This is a genomic window from Bacillus sp. HMF5848 (assembly GCF_003944835.1).
GTDB lineage: Bacteria > Bacillota > Bacilli > Bacillales > HMF5848 > HMF5848.
Genome location: NZ_RWIV01000001.1, coordinates 3,599,445 through 3,618,723 on the forward strand (window position 1 = coordinate 3,599,445; position 19,279 = coordinate 3,618,723).

The following is a 19,279-nucleotide window of genomic DNA, read 5'->3' on the forward strand; positions in this document are numbered from 1 at the left end:
TCTGTTATTTCTTATTTATTACCTATTAAAGACTGGATAACCTGCATAGGTAAAGAAACGTTTCCTTCTCCTAAAAGTAAAAGATCTTCTTCTGAGTCTTCTTGTTTAATCGTATTGACCTCATTATGCAACTCTTCCATTTTACGGTCTAACATATTTGCAACAGTAGCTGCTTCTTTTAATTCCTCAATCAATCTTTCAGGAATAGCTTTATTATATTTATAGTAGATTTTATGCTCAAGGCTTGCCCAGAAATCCATCGCAATAGTTCGTATTTGCAATTCAACGTATACAGACTCTTCACGATCCGTCATGAATATCGGAATCTCTAAAATTAAGTGTAAGCTTTGATACCCATTTGGCTTAGGGTTTTTTATATAATCTTTATACTCTACAAGTGTAATGTCCTTTTGCTTTTGTAGCATTTCTGCAATCACATAAATATCAGAAATAAACGAACACGTAATGCGAATTCCTGCTATATCTTTTATGTTTTCTTTTATAGAAGGAAGCGAAAGCAAAACCCCTTTGCGCTGTACCTTTTGCAAAATACTTTCTGGTGATTTCACACGGGATTTCACATGCTCGATTGGATTATAATCATGAATGTATGTAAATTCATCTTTTAAAATATTTATTTTTGTGCTTAATTCATCAACAGCAAATTGATAAGCCATCATAAATCTCGTTAGCTCAACCTTTAAATGCTTTAAATCTTTTATATCTAAATTCACGCTAAAAAACTTCCTCTCATTAAACATGCTACCAATATTATATACGATGTGAATCATTCATTGGTTTCATAAATTAGAAAAAAAGCCGAAGGATATTTCTTCCTCGGCTTCATTGGAAAAGAGAAAGCACGTCACTTGAAACATTGGAGACGTTCTGTGCAAAAACCTCAAACCTTTACATCCTTTGAGAGACGAAAAGGCTTGTCTGCAAAAGCGCGACATTCTACTACATCTTCGCTACTGTGAGCACTAGACTTTCTTCTTATTCGCCTGTTTCAGCAAAACGTTGAATACGCGCCTCAATTTCGCCACGAACTCGCTGGAAAAATGCCCATTTTTCTTCGTCCGTACCTTCTGCTTTTGCTGGGTCATCAAAGCCCCAATGCACACGCTTAATGTGCGGTGGTGTAACAGGACAGTGATCAGCTGCATGGCCACAAAGTGTAACAACTAAATCTGCACTATTTAAAATATCATTGTCTATGACATCAGACGTTTGATTGCTGATATCAATGCCAACTTCATTCATTGCTTTGACTGCGTTAGGGTTTAACCCATGGGCTTCTAAACCAGCACTTAAAACATTCCAGTCATCGCCTAAATACTTTTTCCCCCAACCTTCTGCCATTTGGCTGCGGCATGAGTTTCCAGTACATAAAAAATAAATCGTCTTTTTTGACATATAACATTCTCCTTTAATTATAAAATTAATAACCAAATATATAACCCAACTAGTGTTATGAACAATGTTGGAATAGTTAATATAATTCCTACTTTAAAATAATAGCCCCACGTAATTTTCACACCTTTTGTTGATAAAACATGAAGCCATAATAACGTAGCTAACGAGCCAATAGGTGTAATTTTCGGCCCTAAGTCAGACCCAATTATATTCGCGTAAATCAGGGCTTCCCGCATAATCCCAGTTGTATTTGTGTCAGCTATGGCTAATGCATCAATCATAACAGTTGGCATATTGTTCATAACTGACGAAAGAATAGCGGCAATGAATCCCATCGATATGGTAGCAACAAATAATCCTTGATCAGCCGCAGCCTGAATAACATCAGCGAGTACATTCGTAAGACCTACATTACGTAAACCGTAAACAACGACATACATCCCGATCGAGAAAAACACAACAGCCCACGGTGCGCCTTTTAAGACTGTTTTCGTATTCACTGCTGCACTTCGTCTTGCCATCAATAAGTAAATGATAGCTACAACTCCAGCAATAAATGAGACCGGAATGTTCATAAACTCACTAATAAAGTACCCCACTAATAAAATCGCTAATACTAACCAAGATAGCTTAAACATCTTCTCATCTTTAATCGCTGATTTAGGCTCTGCTAGCTGCTTCATGTCATACGACTTCGGGATGTCTTTTCTAAAAAACAAATATAAGACCAAAATGCTAGCCGCTAACGAGAAGAAATTCGGGACGATCATGCGCGACGCATATTCTACAAATCCAATTCCAAAATAATCCGCTGATACAATGTTTACGAGATTACTTACAACAAGTGGTAGCGATGTGGTATCAGCGATAAACCCACTTGCCATGATAAAAGGTAATATCATTTTTTCTTCAAATTTAAGCGCACGTACCTTCGCTAATACGATTGGTGTTAAAATAAGAGCGGCGCCATCATTAGCAAAAAATGCAGCCACTAATGCACCTAATAATGTTACATACACGAACATTTTTAAGCCATTTCCACCTGCCATGCGAGCCATGTGCAATGCTGACCATTCAAAGAAACCAATTTCATCGAGAATGAGCGAAATGATAATTATAGCAATGAATGCTAACGTCGCATTCCACACAATCCCTGTTACTGTTACAACATCTTGAAAATCAACCACTTGAACAAGCAAGGCTAGTATCGCACCACCGCAGGCAGACCAACCAATCGATAACCCCTTTGGTTGCCAAATAACAAACACTAAAGTAAGCAAAAATATAACCGATGCTAAAATAACTTGAGTCAACTTCTACACTCCCTACTCACAACTAATTCTTAACCCTTTTGCTTCAAGCTCTTGTAATTTAAAACCTTGGTCTGGGATATGTGCTAGTAAATCGAGAACTAGATTAGCATACTCACTTTCCGTGTTTAATGAATAAATAATCCACTGGCTTTTTCTCTTTTCTTTCACAAGACCATTATCACGAAGCTTTCGCAAATGCTGACTAATCGCAGGCTGACTCATTTGAAATATCTCCACAAACTCACAGACACAGCAATCTTGCTTTTGTAATATAGATAACATTGTCAATCTAGTTTTATCACCAAGAATTTTGAGAATACTAGCAGCTTCGTCAATTGATACGATAGTACTATTCATACCCTTCCCACCTTATATAATCAATATATTATATAACCAATAACTTATATAATAATCGACTTATATATAGTGCGCAAGTTTTTTTCATTAAGAATTTGTAAATTGTCCTCGTACTTCCTTAGTTTTTCATTCGAACAGGGCCATGATCATTTGGACTCGCTTAAAGTATTGGTGGTTTTAGTATATTATATATAACCTTAGCTTTCACGAGTGCTTATTCCAGATGTGGTCTTAAAACGAATTCCAGGCTCCTCCCTAGAATTTTTTTAAGTGAATACTTGCATTTTGCAAATAATGTGATATAACTATATCAAGAGGTGAAAAAAAATGGAAGATGTTCGAGCGTTATTTCAGATTATGACACGCCGTTTTGGTATGTTAAATAAAAACTGCTGCTCTGTTGGAGGAGCAGACATCACTCTCATTCAAAGCCACATTATATTTGAGATAGACAGACAACACGCACCATCAATGCAAACCGTCGCTGACACACTGGGAATGGACATTACAACATTTAGCAGACAGATTCAAACACTTATTAAACAAGGGCTTGTTAAGAAAACACCTTTACCAGAGGACCGACGTATTCATACATTGTCACTAACAACAGAAGGAACTTATGTTGCGACCTCCATAGACTCACAAATGAACCAATACTTAGAAGAAGTCTTTTCTAACATGAACGATTTTGAAAAAGAAACAGTGTTACGCTCAATTAAGCTTTTGAATACAGCAATGGAGCAGTCGTCCGTATGCTGCAAACCAATATATTGAGTAATCAGCTATGATTACTCAATATATCTTAAGATAATACTTGCATTTCGCAAGTATATGTCGTTGTTCAAAACTTGCATTTTACAACTATTTTACAAGGAGTCGATATGATGATGTGGTTAGAGATTGGAAAAAGCTTTTTATTTATTGCTATAGAGTTGACTTTGCTGTTTGTTGGTATTTCGTTTCTCATTAGTTTACTTCAAGGCTTCATCCCTTACGAAAAAATGGAATACCTTATGGAAAATAGCCATCCGTTAGTGAGTGCATTGGTTGCGCTAGCCTTTGCATTTGCGACACCTTTTTGTTCATGTTCAACGATACCTGTTGTTGTGAACTTATTAAACAATAAAGTTCGTTTTCGTATCGTCATGATATTTTTGTTCGCATCACCTGTTCTTGATCCAACTATCTTAACACTCATGTCAGTCATTCTTGGCTGGAAAGTAGCACTAGCTTATACGCTCATTACAGCTATCCTCTCTGTTGCTATTGGTTTTGTTCTCGAGAAACTACACTTTGAAACGCAAGTCAAAAAGGTCATTATGACAGGCTATCAACCTGAGACGAAAAAGTTTGATATGAAGCTAGCATTTGTAGAAACATGGCAACTTATGAAAACTGTATATCCCTTCTTAATTATTGGCGCTGCTATTGGTGCTATCATTCACGGTGCTGTTCCAACGGAGTGGATTACAACATATTTAGGAGGTGATAACTGGTGGCTTGTACCAATCGCTGCGATTATTGGGATTCCATTGTACATTCGTCTTTCAACTATGATTCCGATTTCACAAATTATGATCGCTAAAGGCATGGCGTTAGGGCCTGTTATGGCGCTCATGATCAGCTCAGCTGGGGCCAGCCTCCCCGAAGTTACACTACTACAAAGTATTTTTAAAAAGAAACTTGTTTTCGCGTTTATTGGGTCAGTTATTTTAATGTCAACGTTATCAGGATTTTTATTTTACATTATTTAAGCCTCTACCCTGAAATAACTGTGGATAACTTTTATTTCATTGATATATGTGCCAATTTATTTGCATGTATGTCTGTTAAAGGTGAGTGTTGATTTTTTAATATTGTTGATAGCAGCGAAATGCGTGAGACTCCAGCGGGATGTAGTGGCAGGCGTGAGACCCCGCATGCGCATGCGCAGAGGAGGCTCACGGCCACCCCGCGGAAAGCGAGCGCAATGTAGTGAAAATCAACAACAAAGTTTAACAGAGCTTTATTTAAAAGGAGCGATTTGATATGTTTAATATTTTTAAGAAAAAAGAAAGCAACTGCTGTGATATTAAAATTGAAGAAGTGAAAGATTGCTGTGAGGACAACAAGCAAGAAGAGAAAGCCTGCTGTAAAGACGACAACACAGCTTGTTGTAAATAATACTTTAAAATAATTGAGGAGGAATATTTTCAATGAATTATTATCAAATGGAGAAGCTAGCCTTTCACAAGGAAAAAGAGATACGACAAATAGCTAATACGCTTCGGAAGCAACGAAATAGAAAAGCAATTGTACTATCTGAAAAAATACAACCTGTCATAGAAACTCTTCCGAAATGCTGTCTAGCATAAGCAAGTTAAAAAAGGCTTGGAATTCAATAATTTCCAAGCCTCTCTATATCTATTTTGCAACTGTTTGCTTTGACGAATCTACAGAAGCCGTGTCTTTTCCAATAATTTTCTTCTCATTATACAAACTCATTAAAATTAATCCTATTAAACAGAAAAAAGCGGCGATAGGGCCTGTTATTCGAATACCTAAATCGTTCCCTACTTCATTTCCTAATAGCAGCGCCGAACCAAACACAAGCATGGCTAGCATTTGACCGAGCTTTTGCATAAACGTCCGCGCTCCAAAAAACATTGCTTCCTTCGGGACACCTGTAACCTTTTTATCGTATTCAGCAATATCTGCGACAACAGCATTTGGTAAGATTCCAAATATCGCCATAGGCAAGGCGAAGAGAGCAACCATAATATACGCTTGAAGCGTTGGTTCAATCGGTAACTTATCTCCCATAACTAAAGGCAAGAAATAGATTATAAAAAAGATGGAAAATGCCACTAGCAATAGAGGTTTTTTGCCCCATTTCTTTGCTCCCCAATTCACTAACGGATAAAAAATAAGTGACGACACAGCCAATGCCGCGACAATAACACTATTTAAACTTTCCGGCTGCTGAAGTAACACCGTTATATAATAAATCATTCCTGTTGTAAAAGTAGTCAACGCCAGGAAATATACTAAATCTGAACAAGCAAAGATAACAAAGTCTCGATTAGAAAATGCCCCTCTAATAGAATTCCACATCGACATGTCAGATGGTTTACTATCGCTGTATTCACGCTCATTAATAGCCCATATCGGCACATACATGCAAATTAAAGCGAAGACTGCTAAAATGGTTACCGATAATCGAATCGCTAATAATTTTTCTATACCAAAGCCCTCAAGTGCACCCCAAATAACAGGTGCAGCTGATGCAATCGCTGTTCCAACAATAAACGTTAAAGAAATATATGTCGATAAGTTCAACCTTTCCTCAGGCGTATGGCCAAGCTCAGATATGAGCGCAAAATAAGGTGTGACATACATTGTGTAAAAAATATAAAAAGCTAATAATGTTACGGTTAACCATGCGACATTCCATTCACTTATATCATCAACTGGACTCCAAAATACTAGAACTGTAAAAAGAGCGAGCGGTATAGCCCCTTTACTCATAAACGAAATACGTCTACCCTTTGGATGCTTAGACCGGTCACTCAACGTTGCAATCCAAGGGTCCGTTATCGCGTCAATAAACCTTCCGAGCATCGTAACGAGACCGATTACGGATAGAAAACCAAATATAGCAATAATAGGAATCCGTAATGGAATACCCGCTTCCTGTGGAGGAGTATACACGTAAACTAGATAAGCGCCAATTATACCCATTAAGGTCGACCAGCCAAGCTGACCAATTGCAAAGGCAAATTGTTTTGATTTTGGCAACGATTGCTTCATATTCATCTCTCCATCTCTTAATATATTGAAAAACAAGATACGCACAAAGGTAAACGCTTACATTTTTTCAGTAAAACTTTAGCTACTTCTATTATGAATGAAAAGCACTTCTCTGACTAGATGCAATATTAAAGTAGGAAATAGTTTGTTACAGAGGAATCTCGTCACTAAAAAAGTCCACTCTTAACTAAAAAGTGAACTTTGATCTTCTTAATTTATATGAAGCGTTAAACGTTGTCATCTGCATAAGCCGACTGTACTATCAAAAGGGTTCATCATAGAATCTATCAGCTGTTCTAACTTGCCAAAAGCGATATACTGACAATGAGCTGCCCTCGTTTAATTACGCTTGCAAAATATTTCTTTCTAGCTGCTTTAATTGATAAAAATAACCCTTTTTATCAATTAGCTCTGCATAGTTACCTTTTTCAATTATTCTTCCTTGATCCATTACAACAATCTGATCCATTTTTTCTAGTCCAGATAATTGATGACTTACTAGAACGACGGTGTCTTCTTTTGCATAACGATAGAGTACGTTATATATTTGCTGTGCTGTCATGTCGTCTAAGGAGGAAGTAGGCTCATCTAATAGCCACAGTGATCCTTTTTTAGCAATGGCCCGTGCCATACTTAAACGCTGCTTCTCACCACCTGACAAATTACCCCCACCTTCAAACACAGTATCTGCATGAGAAAAGTGTGGTAGCTGCACCTCTTTAAGGAGCTGCTCTATGTCTTCGTCAGATAAGGCACTCGATTCAAGTAATAAATTATCTTTAATTGTCCCTGCAAAGAAATGATTATCCTGCAACACTACCTTCGCCTGATCCCAAAGCTGTTCCTGATTAAGCTCATTCATTGCGACTCTGTCAATAAATATGTCACCTTTATTTGCATGATATAAATTCAGTATTAGTTTTATAATAGTAGACTTCCCAGAGCCACTAGGTCCTACAATCGCTGTTTTAGATCCAGCAGGCAAATGTAAAGTGAAGTCCTGAACAACTTTACGCAGCTCCTCTGGATAACTATATTCAACATTATTTAACATAATAGAGGGAACCTTACTAGATAGCTCCATTTTGCCTTGGTGAAGATGTTCACTGTTTGAATTTGAAGAAACAACAGAATACAGTCGTTTTGTTGCCCGCTCGCTTTCTTCATAATACACCGGTAAAGTTGCCATAGGGGTTGAATGGTCAAATAGAGTTAAGCTTATCATAACAATCATCGCTAGAAACACCCCGTCTAACTTTGCTGTTGATACTAAATAGCTACTCACAGCTATGACGGACCAAAAAATGAGAAAAGAGACTGCTAAGTTAACAGAGTAATTTAAATTAGCTTGTTGACTAGACCGTTCTTGCTCGGCAATATAAGTGCCTGACGCTTCAAACAATTGCTGCTCTTTTGCTTCTAGACGTTGATGAATTTTCAACTCTCGAAATCCTTGAAACCACTCTGTCACCTCAGTGGAAAACTGTACTCGCGACTCACTTACTTGATTGCTTAATGCACGTTGCCTTTTTGCAAACCACGCAGGTATCACTATGCCCGTTAATAATAAACCAACCGTTAAAATGAGCACCACTTCTATTGAGTAAAAAGAAACGAAAATAATAGTACTTAAAAAGACCATCACCATTATAATTGGTGGATATAACACACGTAAAAAGAAGTTTTGTAAGCTTTCTACATCTCCGACGATACGAGCAAGTAAATCACCACTTCTAAACGTTTGAATGTAACTAAGTGGCATTTTTTCTAGCTTCTCATAAAAGTGAACGCGAAGATCACTTAGCATAGTGAACGTTGCTCGATGTGAATAATATCGTTCTCCATATCGACTAACTGCACGAATAATACTTCCTATTTTAACAACAGCAACCATCCCAATAAGCACATACAGCGGTGGATGGAGAGCTGCTTGAGAAATTAAATAACCGTTAGCAGCAAACAACCCAACTGCCGCTAATCCTGCTACGTATCCAGATATAATAGAAAAATAGACGTCTCTCTTTTCCTTTAACATGATGTTAACGATATAAGCTAATTCTTTCACAACTCTCCCCCTTCCTCTGTTCGTGAAAACAATCCGCGATAACTTTCAACAGTTTCGTTTAAGTGTTCATGTGTACCTTGAGCATAAATGGTTCCATTGTGCATAAATAAAATATGATTTGCTTGTTTAATAGTGTGCAATCGATGCGCTACCGTAATAATAACAGCCTGTTCAGACAGTAATTGTATTGATTGCTGTAGCACTTGCTCAGTTACTAAATCAAGACCTGACGTTGGTTCATCGAACAATATAATCGACGGATTCTTCAAGAATGCACGTGCGAGTGCAATACGTTGTTTTTCTCCGCCTGAAAGACCTCGTCCGCCTTCACCAATATTCGTTTCATACCCATTTGGCAACGATACAATCAGTTCATGAATGTTCGCTTTTCTAGAGGCCGCCTCAATTTCATCCATAGTCATATCAAGGCCAAGTGCAATATTTTCAGCAATTGTCCCCGCAAAGAGAAAGGGATTTTGCGTAATATAGCTAATGTTTTTAAACCATTCTTTCTCTGCATAAGAAGATCGCGGTACACCATTCATCAGTATGTCCCCACCATTTTCTTTTAAAAGACCTGCGATGATATGGAGTAATGTCGTTTTTCCAGCACCACTTCTGCCGACGATAGCTACTTGTCCTACAGTAGGAAGAACAGCGTTAATGTTCGTTAATGAAAATCCATCACCATCATAAGAAAAACCGATTTTTTTCAACTCTATTTTTACGAATTTATCCTTTAGTGATTGTTGCCCCCATTGCAATAGTTTTCTATCTTGGTTTAGGTTAGTATCATTTGTAGCGGTATGCTCCTGCCCTAACACATTCTGAATTTTTGCTGCAGCACCTGAACTACTTCTACCTGCATGAAAGGCACTACCTAATTCTTTAAGAAGATGAAAAAATTCTGGTACTAACAACAAAATGAAAAAAGCTGTAAAAAAGCTTACTTGCTGAAAAACAACTAATCTTAACCCTAACTCCAAAGCAACAAGCCCAATACTAAGCATTGATATAAATTCAAGCATGAACGAAGAAGTAAAAGCAATTTTTAAAATAGCCATCGTTGTGTCACGAAATTCAACGCTACTCGTACGAATAACTTCTTTATAGTGAGAGGATTTACCATACAATTTCAAGCTCAACATGCCTTGAAGTGTATCCAAAAACCTTCCGGAAAAAGCCGTTAAACTATCTAGCTTTTCTTCGGATTTTTGCTGTGTTGCTTTGCCGATAATAATCATAAAAAATGGAATAAATGGCGCCGTAAATAAGATAATCAAACCAGAATAGATATGCTGTGAAAATATAACTATGAGTATTATCAGTGTTACTACAGTTGATATAATTCGTTGTGGCACATATTTACTATAAAAGCTTTCAATTTCATCAACTGTGTCAAGCATAACACTTACCTTACTCCCAGAATGCTCCTTAGAAGAAGAAAGAATCGTTTGATTAGCATATGTTTGTAGCAACTTTTTCCGAAACTCCATTTTGACAACAGAAGCCATCTTTATCCCTATATGACTTGTGCCATATTGCAAAAGAGCTCTTAGAAAAAGCACGGCTAACAAGCCGATTAAAGATGGCACCACTTGCTGAAAACCGTGCTTTTTTAAAAATATGTCCTCTACAACAGACACAATAAGATACGCTTGTGTTATGACGAAAACCCCAAAAGCTATTGCCATGGCAAAAAGAGCATAATAACGTCCTTTCTGATTACGTGCTAGCTTTTGTAGTGTGTTCATCGGTTATTCCTCTACTTTCGTGCTTTTTGATACGACCCAAAAAGACAGAATTACAGCTAACACAACAATAAGGAGAGGAGCATAAAACAATAAAAAGGTATGCATAAAGGAATCCTCCTTACATTTTTTGATTTTTTATATACGGCTTGTTCATAATAAACAGTTTAAATACAAGATATAATGATGGAATAAGTAACATTAACCCTATTACAAATACAATGACTAATGAAATGGCCATCGTTTGATTCGTGAATCCATCATAGATAGTTAAATACGGATATAGTAAATATGGATATCGCGATGCGCCATATGCGTAAAAAGCGAAAGCAAACTGAAGCACCACGAAAATAAACGACAGGCCATAACGTGCTTTCCTCAAATACCACAAGCTCGTTACAAAACAAAGCGTTGATAAGGCAAATACCCACCAAAGGTCTAGTAAGCCCTCAAAGTGAGATGGATTATGCCATCTCATTTCAACGATGATACCTAAAGCTGTAATAATAGTTGGAAAGCTCCATATCCATGTATACTTTCTAAATAGCTTTAATGCCCCATTATCTTCTGCGACTGATGAATAATAGGCTAAAAAGCTAGCTGAAATGTACAGCACACTTACTAAGCTTAGTAGTACGATTGACCATGAAAATGGACTCGTAAATAAAGCGAAATAATCTAGCTCAATAGTTCCTTTCGCCGTTTCTTTAATAAAGCCCCCTTGAGAAACAATAAGAGCAGTCGTTAAAGACGCTGGTATAAAGACGCCTGTCACACCATACATAAGCGTGTATCCTTTATGCCCTTTTGATCCGTACGTACCGAATGCATAATAGCTTCCACGTAATGCTAATAAAATAATCGATATACTAATTGGAATTAAAAGTACTGTTCCAAAATAATAAGCAGTCTTTGGGAAAAATCCAATCATTCCTACAAAAAAGAAAACAAGAAAAACATTCGTAATCTCCCAAACTGGTGACAAGTAACGCTGAATGACAGAGTTCACAATATGATGTTTACCTGTCACAATAGTTGATGCGTTAAAAAAACCGGCTCCAAAGTCAATTGATGCCACAATGACATATCCAAATAGAAATAACCACAAAACAGAAATGCCTAGAATTTCAATCGTCATACGGTAACACCCCTTTGCTCGCCTAGCCCCTCTTGCTTGCTTAACCCATCTATTTCATATTCTACTGGATTATTTCTAAACATACGTGTTAACACAACAGCTGTTCCAATCATAAGAATGAGATATACGAAGGCAAATACAATAAACATAACCCACACGTAATTAGAGTCTGTTGCGCCTTCTGCTGTTTTCATAAATCCTCTCATAATCCAAGGTTGACGACCAACTTCTGTAAACCACCAGCCCGCTTGAATGGCAAGCATTGCTAACGGTCCCGTTAAAACAAGGAAAGTTCTAAACAACTTTGTTTTAATAATGGCCCAATTGCGTTTAAGTGCAAGTAAGTAAAACATGGACAACAGTGTTAGCCCTATCCCAATTGATACCATAATGTCGAAAAAGTAATGAATAACATATGGTGGATGATATTCTTCTGGAATATCATTTAGACCCGTCACTTCACCAGACAGGTTACTGTGGACAAGTATGCTAAGTGCATATGGAATCTCAATAGCATACTTTACTTCATTTGTTTCTGTTAACACTCCAAAAAGTATAATCGGTGCTTCACCTTTTGTTTCAAAATGCCATTCTGCTGCTGCTAATTTTTCAGGTTGATATTCTGCTAGAAACTTTCCAGATAAATCTCCTATCAACGCTGTAGCAATACAGAAAATAAATCCTACCTTCATCGTCAATGAAAGTCCTTTACGGTGATATTCATGTCGACTACCACGCAAAAGATGAAACGCTGCAATAGAAGCAAGAACAAATGCAGCCGTCATATAAGCAGAGCTTAAAACATGTGCCACTTTTGTTGGCATTGCCGGATTAAACATAGCTAGTAAAGGTTGAATATTTGTTAACTCACCATTTAATAACGTAAAACCTTGTGGTGTGTTCATGAACGCATTCACTGAAGTAATAAATAAAGCTGACATAGCTCCACCTATAACGACGGGAACGAGTAAATAAAAGTGATGCTTTGGATTTTTAAAACGATTCCAAGTGTATAAATAAATGCCTAAAAAGATAGCTTCAAAGAAAAAAGCGAATGTTTCCATAAATAGCGGTAATGCAACAAGCTGACCAGCAAACTCCATAAAACGTGGCCACAATAATGCAAGTTGTAAGGCAATGGCAGTTCCCGTAACTACACCTACTGCCACACTAATGACATACCCACGTGTCCAACGCTTCGCCATTAGAATATAGTGTTGGTCCTCTCTTTTTAACCCAATCCAGTGGGCTATCATAATAAACAATGGCACACCTACTCCAACAGTAGCAAAAACAACATGCACAGAGAGCGTTAGCATTGTTAAATAACGACTAAATTCAACAGATTCCAAAATCATACCCTCCCATACTTAAATCGATTAACACTATATACATGATACATAACTTATCTGTATGTGAATAATATCACATAAACAGCGATACTTTGTGAACAAATTGTGTTGAATATGTGCACAAAATGTGACAAATTTATTTTTAAAAAGAAACAGAAACGTCCAGGTAAATTTCTGAACGTTTCTTTATCGTTTCTACTTACATTACATCACAAATGAGCTGGCTCTTTTTTCTCTTTTGATAAAAACCATCCACCCACTGCAATTAGTATAAGAACAACATAGAAGGTAATCTTCCATCCAGGAGATTTCGCAAAACCTTCTGGCAACACAGCTAATTCAGGGTGAGATAAAGTGTAAACAGATAGTTTAACACCTACCCAACCAACAATTAAGAACGCTGCTATTTCTAAGCCTGGTCTTGAATGAAGTAATCTTACAAACATGTTCGCAGCAAAGCGCATAATTATTAACCCAATTAGCCCACCTGCGAAAATAACTAAAAACTTACCACCATCAAGACCACCAATGTTAGGAAGGTTAGTATTTGGAAGTGTCACGGCTAGTGCAACTGCAGCTAAAATAGAATCAACAGCAAATGCTATGTCAGCTAATTCAACCTTAAACACAGTTCCCCAAAAACCTGATTTTTTCTTTTTGTCTTCCTCTACATTTTCTGTTCTTTTTTTAAACACGACTTTTCTTAATATATGATTAAATGCAATAAATAACAAATACAATGCTCCAATTGCTTGTACTTGCCATACATTTACTAGGAAGGAGATGGCAAATAGAGACGCAAATCGAAATACAAATGCACCAGCAAGCCCATAAAATAATGCTTTTTTTCTTTGCTCATCTGGCAGATGTTTAACCATAATAGCTAATACAAGGGCATTATCAGCAGCTAATAAACCTTCTAAGGCAATTAACAACAATAATACCCAACCATATTCTAATAAAATGGAAATTTCCATTAAAATACTTCCTCCTTAATTTGTACAACAATCCGTATTTAGTATTGTTTAACTTTTTGGTATATATGTTGTCGGTTTTATCCAAACCTGTTATTAAAAACAGGCAGGCATCCCTCAAGTGAAACCTTTCAATCACAACTGAACTTATTTGTAGACCATTCCTTACAGCTTATTTAGCCTTTCTGTAAATTTTTCAAACAAAGAAAAAACCTTCTCCGTAAATGGAAAAGGTTTATTAATACAAAAAGACCTTTACCATTTAGTGTAAAGGTCTTGCTAACAACATGAGTTGCCAACAAAGCCGAGAGAATTAACTCTGAAATGACGACATTGTTGTAAAAGCTACTCCCCTTTAGGGATACTAATCAAAATATAGATAAATCATAAAGTCATATTGAAAAGATGTCAATTTTTTTTATTAATTCATCGCAGGCAATATTGAATGAAATTAACATAATTTATAGACGTATATTATTTTCGAGGTAATATTTACCTGATTTTACCATTACGAGGATTAGCAAGTTGTATGACAAACTGAAAGGTGGCTAAATAAAGTCTAGAAATATCTACAAAAAAAGAACACCTACGCATTTGAATAGGATAATTAAAGCAAGTTAATCCTAAAAATGAAGGAGGTGTTACAGCAATGGCACAAGATGTCCTTTGTGAAGTAAGCAGTTGTGTACACAACATTACTAGTCAGAACAAATGTGGGGCAACTCAAATTTATGTTGTTAACCATAAAGATAATAATGCGTCATCCAGCGCAGAAACAGATTGTAAAACGTTTGAACCAGCTGATTTATAAGATTTCCGTAATAGAGACAACCACGAACTTGGTTGTCTCTATTCATATTTATTATTGAAAATAATTATCATTATTATTCAAATCTATATAAAATACTAAGAAAAATAATGCAGAATACTACACAAAAGGTTTCAATCTAGATTATATAATTTGGGTGTTTTCGAAAATTACAAACCAAACATCTTGTATTATTTTGTTTTTCTATGTTTTTCTTTCTAGCTTTAGAGTCAGGAGTGCTCACATGAGTGGAAAGATTACACTCTTAACAATTTGGCACTTCTAACATAATATTTCTGCCCGTAGAACTATGATGTCATCTTGTTTATACTTATTATGTTAGCCATTACATTTTCACATGAATTCCACTCACAATAAAAAATCAAATTGAGTTATTTCGAGAAATCAAACTTTATACCGGTTAAATCTTCTGACACAGTCCAGAGCTTGTTCATACTTTCTCGACTGTCTGCTGATTTATGTGGTCTTTCAACAGTTGGATATCCTTTACGATTTCCTTTTCCGTCGGGACCAATATATTCTCCGCCCTTCAAGCTTTCCTCTGTCGCTGCGTACAATGTAGGTAGCGCCCCCATTGCTGCCGATTGAGAAAATATCGGTAATAATATTTTAGCATACCAAGGAGTTTGTTTATTCTTTCCGATTCGGAACAAATTTGTTGCTGATATTCCAGGATGACAAGCTAAGCTCTTTACACCTAAACCAGCTTCCTTTAATTTTTCATCTAACGCTTTAGCAAAATAAAGGTTTGCTAGCTTACTTTGACCATAGAACTTACCAGCCTTATAACCATTACCTCCATCTAAATTATGAAAGTCAATCTCTGCCCCGCGATGAGCAAGTGAGCTAAGCGTTACTACACGAGCACCCTCTGTTTTCTTTAGCATGGGTAATAACAATCCCGTTAAGGCAAAATGCCCTAAATGATTCGTTCCGAATTGAAGTTCAAATCCATCGGCTGTTTTTCCATAAGGAGGAATCATCACGCCCGCATTATTAATTAATAGATCGAGTCTGTCGAATGATTGTTGAAAGCTTTCAGCAAAAGTTTTCACACTTGCAAGACTTCCTAAATTAAGCTCCATCACAATAACTTTAGTCACCGCTTCATTGCTAGTTTGTGAGATAATCCACTTCTTAGCTTCGTTTCCCTTGCTGCTGTTTCTTACAGCTAATATAACATGGGCTCCATTTTGCACAAGAGCTTTTGCTGTTTCTAAGCCCAGTCCACTATTTGCTCCTGTTACAATAGCAACCTTGTCGTCAACTCTCTTCATTTGTTCCACTGTCCAATTTGACATCTTTTAATCTCCAATCAAGTTAGTTGTTACCCTATTTTTATGACGTTGCTCATAATTCCTCTAATGAGAACTTACTTTCATATTTTTCATTCTTTAATACTCATTTTCTAACCCTTGGAACAAAGACCAAAGGGGCCTGCTGCTTTTTTATACGATTCGTAGCTTGGATACATCTTCGTAAGTTCATTTTCTTCATACACCGATTGATAAACAAAAAAACACTTGCAATACCAGACATTAATCCAAACAATGTCCATTGAGTTCTCATAATAATAACTTCTTTATTAAATTTAAGGATACCATCATTTAGCTTTATTTCATCTACATTCTATAAGGTTTCTCTCACTGTTAGCTAATCTTCTAAAGAAAATAGTTCGTCTACAGTTGTATTAAGAACTCTAGCTAGATTCATGGCGAGTTCTAGCGTAGGATTGTATTTGTTATTTTCAATGGCATTAATAGTTTGTCTACTAACTGATAATAACAATGCTAAATCATTTTGCGTTAATTTTAAATCTTTTCTTCGTTCTCGAATTGTATTTTTCAAGCTACATCATCTTTCTTTTAATAATAAGTCTATTTACCGTTCTCGTTATCATCATTGCTGCAAGTAGTAAAACAGGTAAATATTCTATATTTATATCATAAAAAATGGTGGCTAGCTGAATAATACCTAATCCTGCAACACCCACGATATAAGCTCTGGAAATAGAAAATAGCTCAATTTTTGTTTCCATTTCATCCATTTCAGATGACTTATTCATGTATACTCCCTCCTAAAAATGTAAAATACTTTTTACATTTTCACTTTAATCCAATTAGTGGAAAACGTAAAGACTTTTTTACATTTTAGTGTGTCTAAGTTGTGAAACTTAAGGGTGGTTGGTAATAGACAAAAACATGAGAATGCGTAATCAACTAAATTTGGCACATGATAAGTATGAAGGATTTGAAGAAGGAGGAAGACTTTATAATGAACCCAAAAAGCGAATTACAAAAAGCTCAAGACATCATCCACAAAGCACATTTTCATTTAAAACAAGTTAACTCAAACAGTGATGAAGCAGAAGCATGTCATTTTGCTCAAGAGGAACTTGAAAAAGCACAGCAGGTGATTCAACAAGTTCAACAACTAATTAATGAATAGCTTGATAAAAAAAACTCATTACGACTACAAAAAAGGTACCCTGACTATATCCAAGGTACCTTTATTTTTCAGAGTTGTTAAACCGAAAAATAAGTTTATGTCCATCAAAAGTTTCACCGTTCTCCTCAATGTAAGCTCCCTTAGTATAATTAGAAACAGTCTTCCTCCAGAATTTTTGGCCAACAACATTTTTTTCTAGTGGATTAGTAAACAGCTCCCAAGTCCCCTTATGCTGTGAGAACACTATATTTGCTGCACGCTCAGCAATACCTTGCCCTCTTAATGACTGAATTAAGAAAAATTCATTTACAAAGTAATCTATTCCTTTATTGCAATGTGGTGGAGTTGCTATTAGAATAAATCCCACTGGTATTTCATTTACCAAAATTATGTATGGGAATAAAACACCTGGCTTTTTCCACCAAATATTTTGAATATCATACTGGTCTTTTAATGTTCGGAAATCATTACTCTCCTCATAAATACCATGCATATTAGGAAGTAAACCATAATGTCCGGATAGGTCATAGAGATACAAGGGATACAAGTTTTTTATAATATATGCTTCATTTTTATCAGTTAATTGCACATCAAGTTTCATTATTTTCTCCTTTAACGTTAATATAAGTTAAATAAGCATAAACTGAATGTTAAAAATTCCGGATACACATGTGTTGTCCTCGCTTGTATCTTTTTGCTAATCCACTCATCTCATATAAACTGACATAGTTAGTTATCAATTAACACTTTCAATCCATACTGCACGTAGTTTAAAGTGAATACTACGCTTCTAATATATTAGTCTTTTATTTTACTTCTCTATTAGAATCCTATCGTTTTAATTTGGTTAGTACCCGTCTATATACAATTATTAATAAACACAACAACATACCGTATTCCACAAATAGAGTTGGAAACTCAGGGTAAATAACAGATGTATAAGTCATTGCATTTTGGTAAAGATGCGCTAATATACTAATCCAAGCTGTTTTGAAATATAAGATACTAAAAATAAATGGAATATGTATGAACATTCTTGAAATCGCTGATTCCCAGCCCCATGCAGTTACATGAAGAAATCCAAAGTAACAAGATGTTAATAAAACGACTATATAAAACCACCCATGTTTCAATCGTTTAGAAAACATTCTAGCCAAGGCTGCCACCATGAGTACATTGAAGGACTCTTCTTCAAAAACTAATAAAGGTAAGGTTAATAGGTTAGTAATATATTCTCCAAAGGTCATAGACATTTGATCAATGTTTTGAGGATCATCGGGAACTAGTCCTACACTTTGTATTACTATTACGAACAAAGCACTAATGAATAATACACTGAAGGGATATATCCATAAAATATTGGACCAAGTGTAAGGTATCCCCACTTGTTTAAATGGATTTTGGAAAAACGGCTTTATAAGTGATTTGTTCTTCCAAATGATTGAAATCGTTATAAACAAAAACAATAGTTCTGTTACTACTGTCTTGTTATTAAGAAATTCATTATAAGCATATGTACCAAATGTTACCCAAAAAATTGCAACTACGAACCATACAGGTTTAAAGTCATTTTCTTTAACATATACCGCAATCTTTGTTTCTTTACTATGAATCTTGTTAATAAATTTCTTCATCAATTTTCTCCATTTAACATAATTCTTATATTTCCTTATATCCTTATATTATGTTCATCACTTCACATAATTATCATTACCTAATTTATTTCAGAACCATTTTAGTAACTTATGCCATTCCTGCTGCATCAGTTATGTATGCCTACCCAATATTCACATTATTCGATACTAGGTGTTTTTTTTCCTTCTTTCAATCGGAAGTTTATTATACTA

22 protein-coding genes are annotated in these 19,279 nt (G+C 35.9%); 6 read left to right on the plus strand and 16 right to left on the minus strand.

Translation table 11 applies throughout. The annotated features are described in order from the left end of the window. Positions 1-11 precede the first annotated feature (11 nt). The 4 genes from EJF36_RS17335 to EJF36_RS17350 form a co-directional block, all read right to left on the minus strand. Positions 12-761: a GTP pyrophosphokinase gene (locus EJF36_RS17335; protein ID WP_125908438.1), complete on the minus strand. Its 750-nt coding sequence runs from the start codon at positions 759-761 to the stop codon at positions 12-14. 235 nt (positions 762-996) lie between these two features. Continuing rightward, positions 997-1,416, minus strand: a complete 420-nt coding sequence (gene arsC / locus EJF36_RS17340) for an arsenate reductase (thioredoxin) (RefSeq protein WP_125907500.1) — start codon at positions 1,414-1,416, stop codon at positions 997-999. Positions 1,417-1,433: 17 nt separating this feature from the next. Beyond that, a complete protein-coding gene (locus tag EJF36_RS17345) occupies positions 1,434-2,729 on the minus strand; it encodes an arsenic transporter (protein ID WP_125907501.1) in 1,296 nt (431 codons plus the stop codon). A 12-nt stretch (positions 2,730-2,741) separates the two neighbouring features. After that, on the minus strand, positions 2,742-3,086 hold the full coding sequence (locus EJF36_RS17350) for an ArsR/SmtB family transcription factor (RefSeq protein WP_125907502.1): 345 nt from the start codon (positions 3,084-3,086) through the stop codon (positions 2,742-2,744). A gap of 327 nt (positions 3,087-3,413) precedes the next feature. Between EJF36_RS17350 and EJF36_RS17355 the strand changes: the two genes are divergently transcribed. From EJF36_RS17355 to EJF36_RS21625, 4 genes are all read left to right on the plus strand, one after another. Continuing rightward, positions 3,414-3,860, plus strand: a complete 447-nt coding sequence (locus tag EJF36_RS17355) for a MarR family winged helix-turn-helix transcriptional regulator (protein ID WP_125907503.1) — start codon at positions 3,414-3,416, stop codon at positions 3,858-3,860. Positions 3,861-3,973: 113 nt separating this feature from the next. After that, a complete protein-coding gene (locus EJF36_RS17360) occupies positions 3,974-4,840 on the plus strand; it encodes a permease (protein ID WP_125908439.1) in 867 nt (288 codons plus the stop codon). Between the two features lie 274 nt (positions 4,841-5,114). After that, positions 5,115-5,249, plus strand: coding sequence for a hypothetical protein (locus EJF36_RS21920; protein WP_260471932.1), 135 nt, complete (start codon positions 5,115-5,117; stop codon positions 5,247-5,249). Positions 5,250-5,281: 32 nt separating this feature from the next. Continuing rightward, entirely contained in the window at positions 5,282-5,440 is a 159-nt protein-coding gene (locus EJF36_RS21625) for a hypothetical protein (RefSeq protein ID WP_185806948.1), read from the plus strand. Positions 5,441-5,489: 49 nt separating this feature from the next. Here the strand turns inward: EJF36_RS21625 and EJF36_RS17365 are convergent, their stop codons facing one another. The 7 genes from EJF36_RS17365 to EJF36_RS17390 form a co-directional block, all read right to left on the minus strand. Beyond that, the gene (locus EJF36_RS17365; RefSeq protein WP_125907504.1) at positions 5,490-6,875 is read right to left on the minus strand and encodes an MFS transporter; all 1,386 of its coding nucleotides are present in this window, start codon (positions 6,873-6,875) and stop codon (positions 5,490-5,492) included. Between the two features lie 343 nt (positions 6,876-7,218). Beyond that, positions 7,219-8,940 carry a thiol reductant ABC exporter subunit CydC gene (cydC, locus tag EJF36_RS17370; protein ID WP_125907505.1) on the minus strand — a complete coding sequence of 574 codons (1,722 nt, stop codon included), beginning with the start codon at positions 8,938-8,940 and terminating at the stop codon, positions 7,219-7,221. Further along, complete coding sequence (gene cydD, locus EJF36_RS17375) at positions 8,937-10,694, minus strand: thiol reductant ABC exporter subunit CydD (protein ID WP_125907506.1); 1,758 nt, start codon at positions 10,692-10,694, stop codon at positions 8,937-8,939. The genes cydC and cydD overlap by 4 nt, the downstream gene beginning before the upstream one ends. 3 nt (positions 10,695-10,697) lie before the next feature. Further along, positions 10,698-10,799, minus strand: a complete 102-nt coding sequence (gene cydS, locus EJF36_RS22260; protein ID WP_395940600.1) for a cytochrome bd oxidase small subunit CydS — start codon at positions 10,797-10,799, stop codon at positions 10,698-10,700. Positions 10,800-10,812: 13 nt separating this feature from the next. Next, a complete protein-coding gene (locus EJF36_RS17380) occupies positions 10,813-11,829 on the minus strand; it encodes a cytochrome d ubiquinol oxidase subunit II (RefSeq protein ID WP_125907507.1) in 1,017 nt (338 codons plus the stop codon). Continuing rightward, positions 11,826-13,181 (minus strand): cytochrome ubiquinol oxidase subunit I, encoded by a 1,356-nt coding sequence (locus EJF36_RS17385; protein ID WP_395940601.1) that lies wholly within the window; start codon positions 13,179-13,181, stop codon positions 11,826-11,828. Before EJF36_RS17385 ends, EJF36_RS17380 begins: the two co-directional genes overlap by 4 nt. Before the next feature lie 209 nt (positions 13,182-13,390). Next, a complete protein-coding gene (locus EJF36_RS17390; protein WP_125907509.1) occupies positions 13,391-14,158 on the minus strand; it encodes a TerC family protein in 768 nt (255 codons plus the stop codon). A gap of 646 nt (positions 14,159-14,804) precedes the next feature. On the opposite strand from EJF36_RS17390, the gene EJF36_RS17395 reads away from it, so the two are divergent. After that, the gene (locus EJF36_RS17395) at positions 14,805-14,966 is read left to right on the plus strand and encodes a DUF1540 domain-containing protein (RefSeq protein ID WP_125907510.1); all 162 of its coding nucleotides are present in this window, start codon (positions 14,805-14,807) and stop codon (positions 14,964-14,966) included. Between the two features lie 389 nt (positions 14,967-15,355). Here the strand turns inward: EJF36_RS17395 and EJF36_RS17400 are convergent, their stop codons facing one another. The 3 genes from EJF36_RS17400 to EJF36_RS17410 form a co-directional block, all read right to left on the minus strand. Next, positions 15,356-16,285: an oxidoreductase gene (locus EJF36_RS17400; protein WP_125907511.1), complete on the minus strand. Its 930-nt coding sequence runs from the start codon at positions 16,283-16,285 to the stop codon at positions 15,356-15,358. Between the two features lie 352 nt (positions 16,286-16,637). After that, the gene (locus EJF36_RS17405; RefSeq protein WP_125907512.1) at positions 16,638-16,832 is read right to left on the minus strand and encodes a helix-turn-helix transcriptional regulator; all 195 of its coding nucleotides are present in this window, start codon (positions 16,830-16,832) and stop codon (positions 16,638-16,640) included. A 1-nt stretch (position 16,833) separates the two neighbouring features. Continuing rightward, positions 16,834-17,049: a hypothetical protein gene (locus EJF36_RS17410; RefSeq protein ID WP_125907513.1), complete on the minus strand. Its 216-nt coding sequence runs from the start codon at positions 17,047-17,049 to the stop codon at positions 16,834-16,836. Positions 17,050-17,258: 209 nt separating this feature from the next. On the opposite strand from EJF36_RS17410, the gene EJF36_RS21630 reads away from it, so the two are divergent. Next, positions 17,259-17,432, plus strand: a complete 174-nt coding sequence (locus tag EJF36_RS21630; protein WP_185806949.1) for a hypothetical protein — start codon at positions 17,259-17,261, stop codon at positions 17,430-17,432. A gap of 61 nt (positions 17,433-17,493) precedes the next feature. Here EJF36_RS21630 and EJF36_RS17415 read toward each other — a convergent pair whose 3' ends face one another. Then, positions 17,494-18,033, minus strand: a complete 540-nt coding sequence (locus tag EJF36_RS17415) for a GNAT family N-acetyltransferase (RefSeq protein ID WP_125907514.1) — start codon at positions 18,031-18,033, stop codon at positions 17,494-17,496. Between the two features lie 229 nt (positions 18,034-18,262). Next, a complete protein-coding gene (locus tag EJF36_RS17420; protein WP_125907515.1) occupies positions 18,263-19,066 on the minus strand; it encodes a hypothetical protein in 804 nt (267 codons plus the stop codon). Between the last annotated feature and the right edge of the window lie 213 nt (positions 19,067-19,279).

Coding starts and splice junctions, on each gene's coding strand:
- EJF36_RS17335 (WP_125908438.1), bottom strand. CDS start 761: ATGTTTAATGAGAGGAAGTTTTTTAGCGTGAATTTAGATATAAAAGAT.
- arsC (WP_125907500.1), bottom strand. CDS start 1,416: ATGTCAAAAAAGACGATTTATTTTTTATGTACTGGAAACTCATGCCGC.
- EJF36_RS17350 (WP_125907502.1), bottom strand. CDS start 3,086: ATGAATAGTACTATCGTATCAATTGACGAAGCTGCTAGTATTCTCAAA.
- EJF36_RS17355 (WP_125907503.1), top strand. CDS start 3,414: ATGGAAGATGTTCGAGCGTTATTTCAGATTATGACACGCCGTTTTGGT.
- EJF36_RS17360 (WP_125908439.1), top strand. CDS start 3,974: ATGTGGTTAGAGATTGGAAAAAGCTTTTTATTTATTGCTATAGAGTTG.
- EJF36_RS21920 (WP_260471932.1), top strand. CDS start 5,115: ATGTTTAATATTTTTAAGAAAAAAGAAAGCAACTGCTGTGATATTAAA.
- EJF36_RS21625 (WP_185806948.1), top strand. CDS start 5,282: ATGAATTATTATCAAATGGAGAAGCTAGCCTTTCACAAGGAAAAAGAG.
- EJF36_RS17365 (WP_125907504.1), bottom strand. CDS start 6,875: ATGAAGCAATCGTTGCCAAAATCAAAACAATTTGCCTTTGCAATTGGT.
- cydD (WP_125907506.1), bottom strand. CDS start 10,694: ATGAACACACTACAAAAGCTAGCACGTAATCAGAAAGGACGTTATTAT.
- cydS (WP_395940600.1), bottom strand. CDS start 10,799: ATGCATACCTTTTTATTGTTTTATGCTCCTCTCCTTATTGTTGTGTTA.
- EJF36_RS17380 (WP_125907507.1), bottom strand. CDS start 11,829: ATGACGATTGAAATTCTAGGCATTTCTGTTTTGTGGTTATTTCTATTT.
- EJF36_RS17390 (WP_125907509.1), bottom strand. CDS start 14,158: ATGGAAATTTCCATTTTATTAGAATATGGTTGGGTATTATTGTTGTTA.
- EJF36_RS17395 (WP_125907510.1), top strand. CDS start 14,805: ATGGCACAAGATGTCCTTTGTGAAGTAAGCAGTTGTGTACACAACATT.
- EJF36_RS17400 (WP_125907511.1), bottom strand. CDS start 16,285: ATGTCAAATTGGACAGTGGAACAAATGAAGAGAGTTGACGACAAGGTT.
- EJF36_RS17410 (WP_125907513.1), bottom strand. CDS start 17,049: ATGAATAAGTCATCTGAAATGGATGAAATGGAAACAAAAATTGAGCTA.
- EJF36_RS21630 (WP_185806949.1), top strand. CDS start 17,259: ATGAACCCAAAAAGCGAATTACAAAAAGCTCAAGACATCATCCACAAA.
- EJF36_RS17415 (WP_125907514.1), bottom strand. CDS start 18,033: ATGAAACTTGATGTGCAATTAACTGATAAAAATGAAGCATATATTATA.
- EJF36_RS17420 (WP_125907515.1), bottom strand. CDS start 19,066: ATGAAGAAATTTATTAACAAGATTCATAGTAAAGAAACAAAGATTGCG.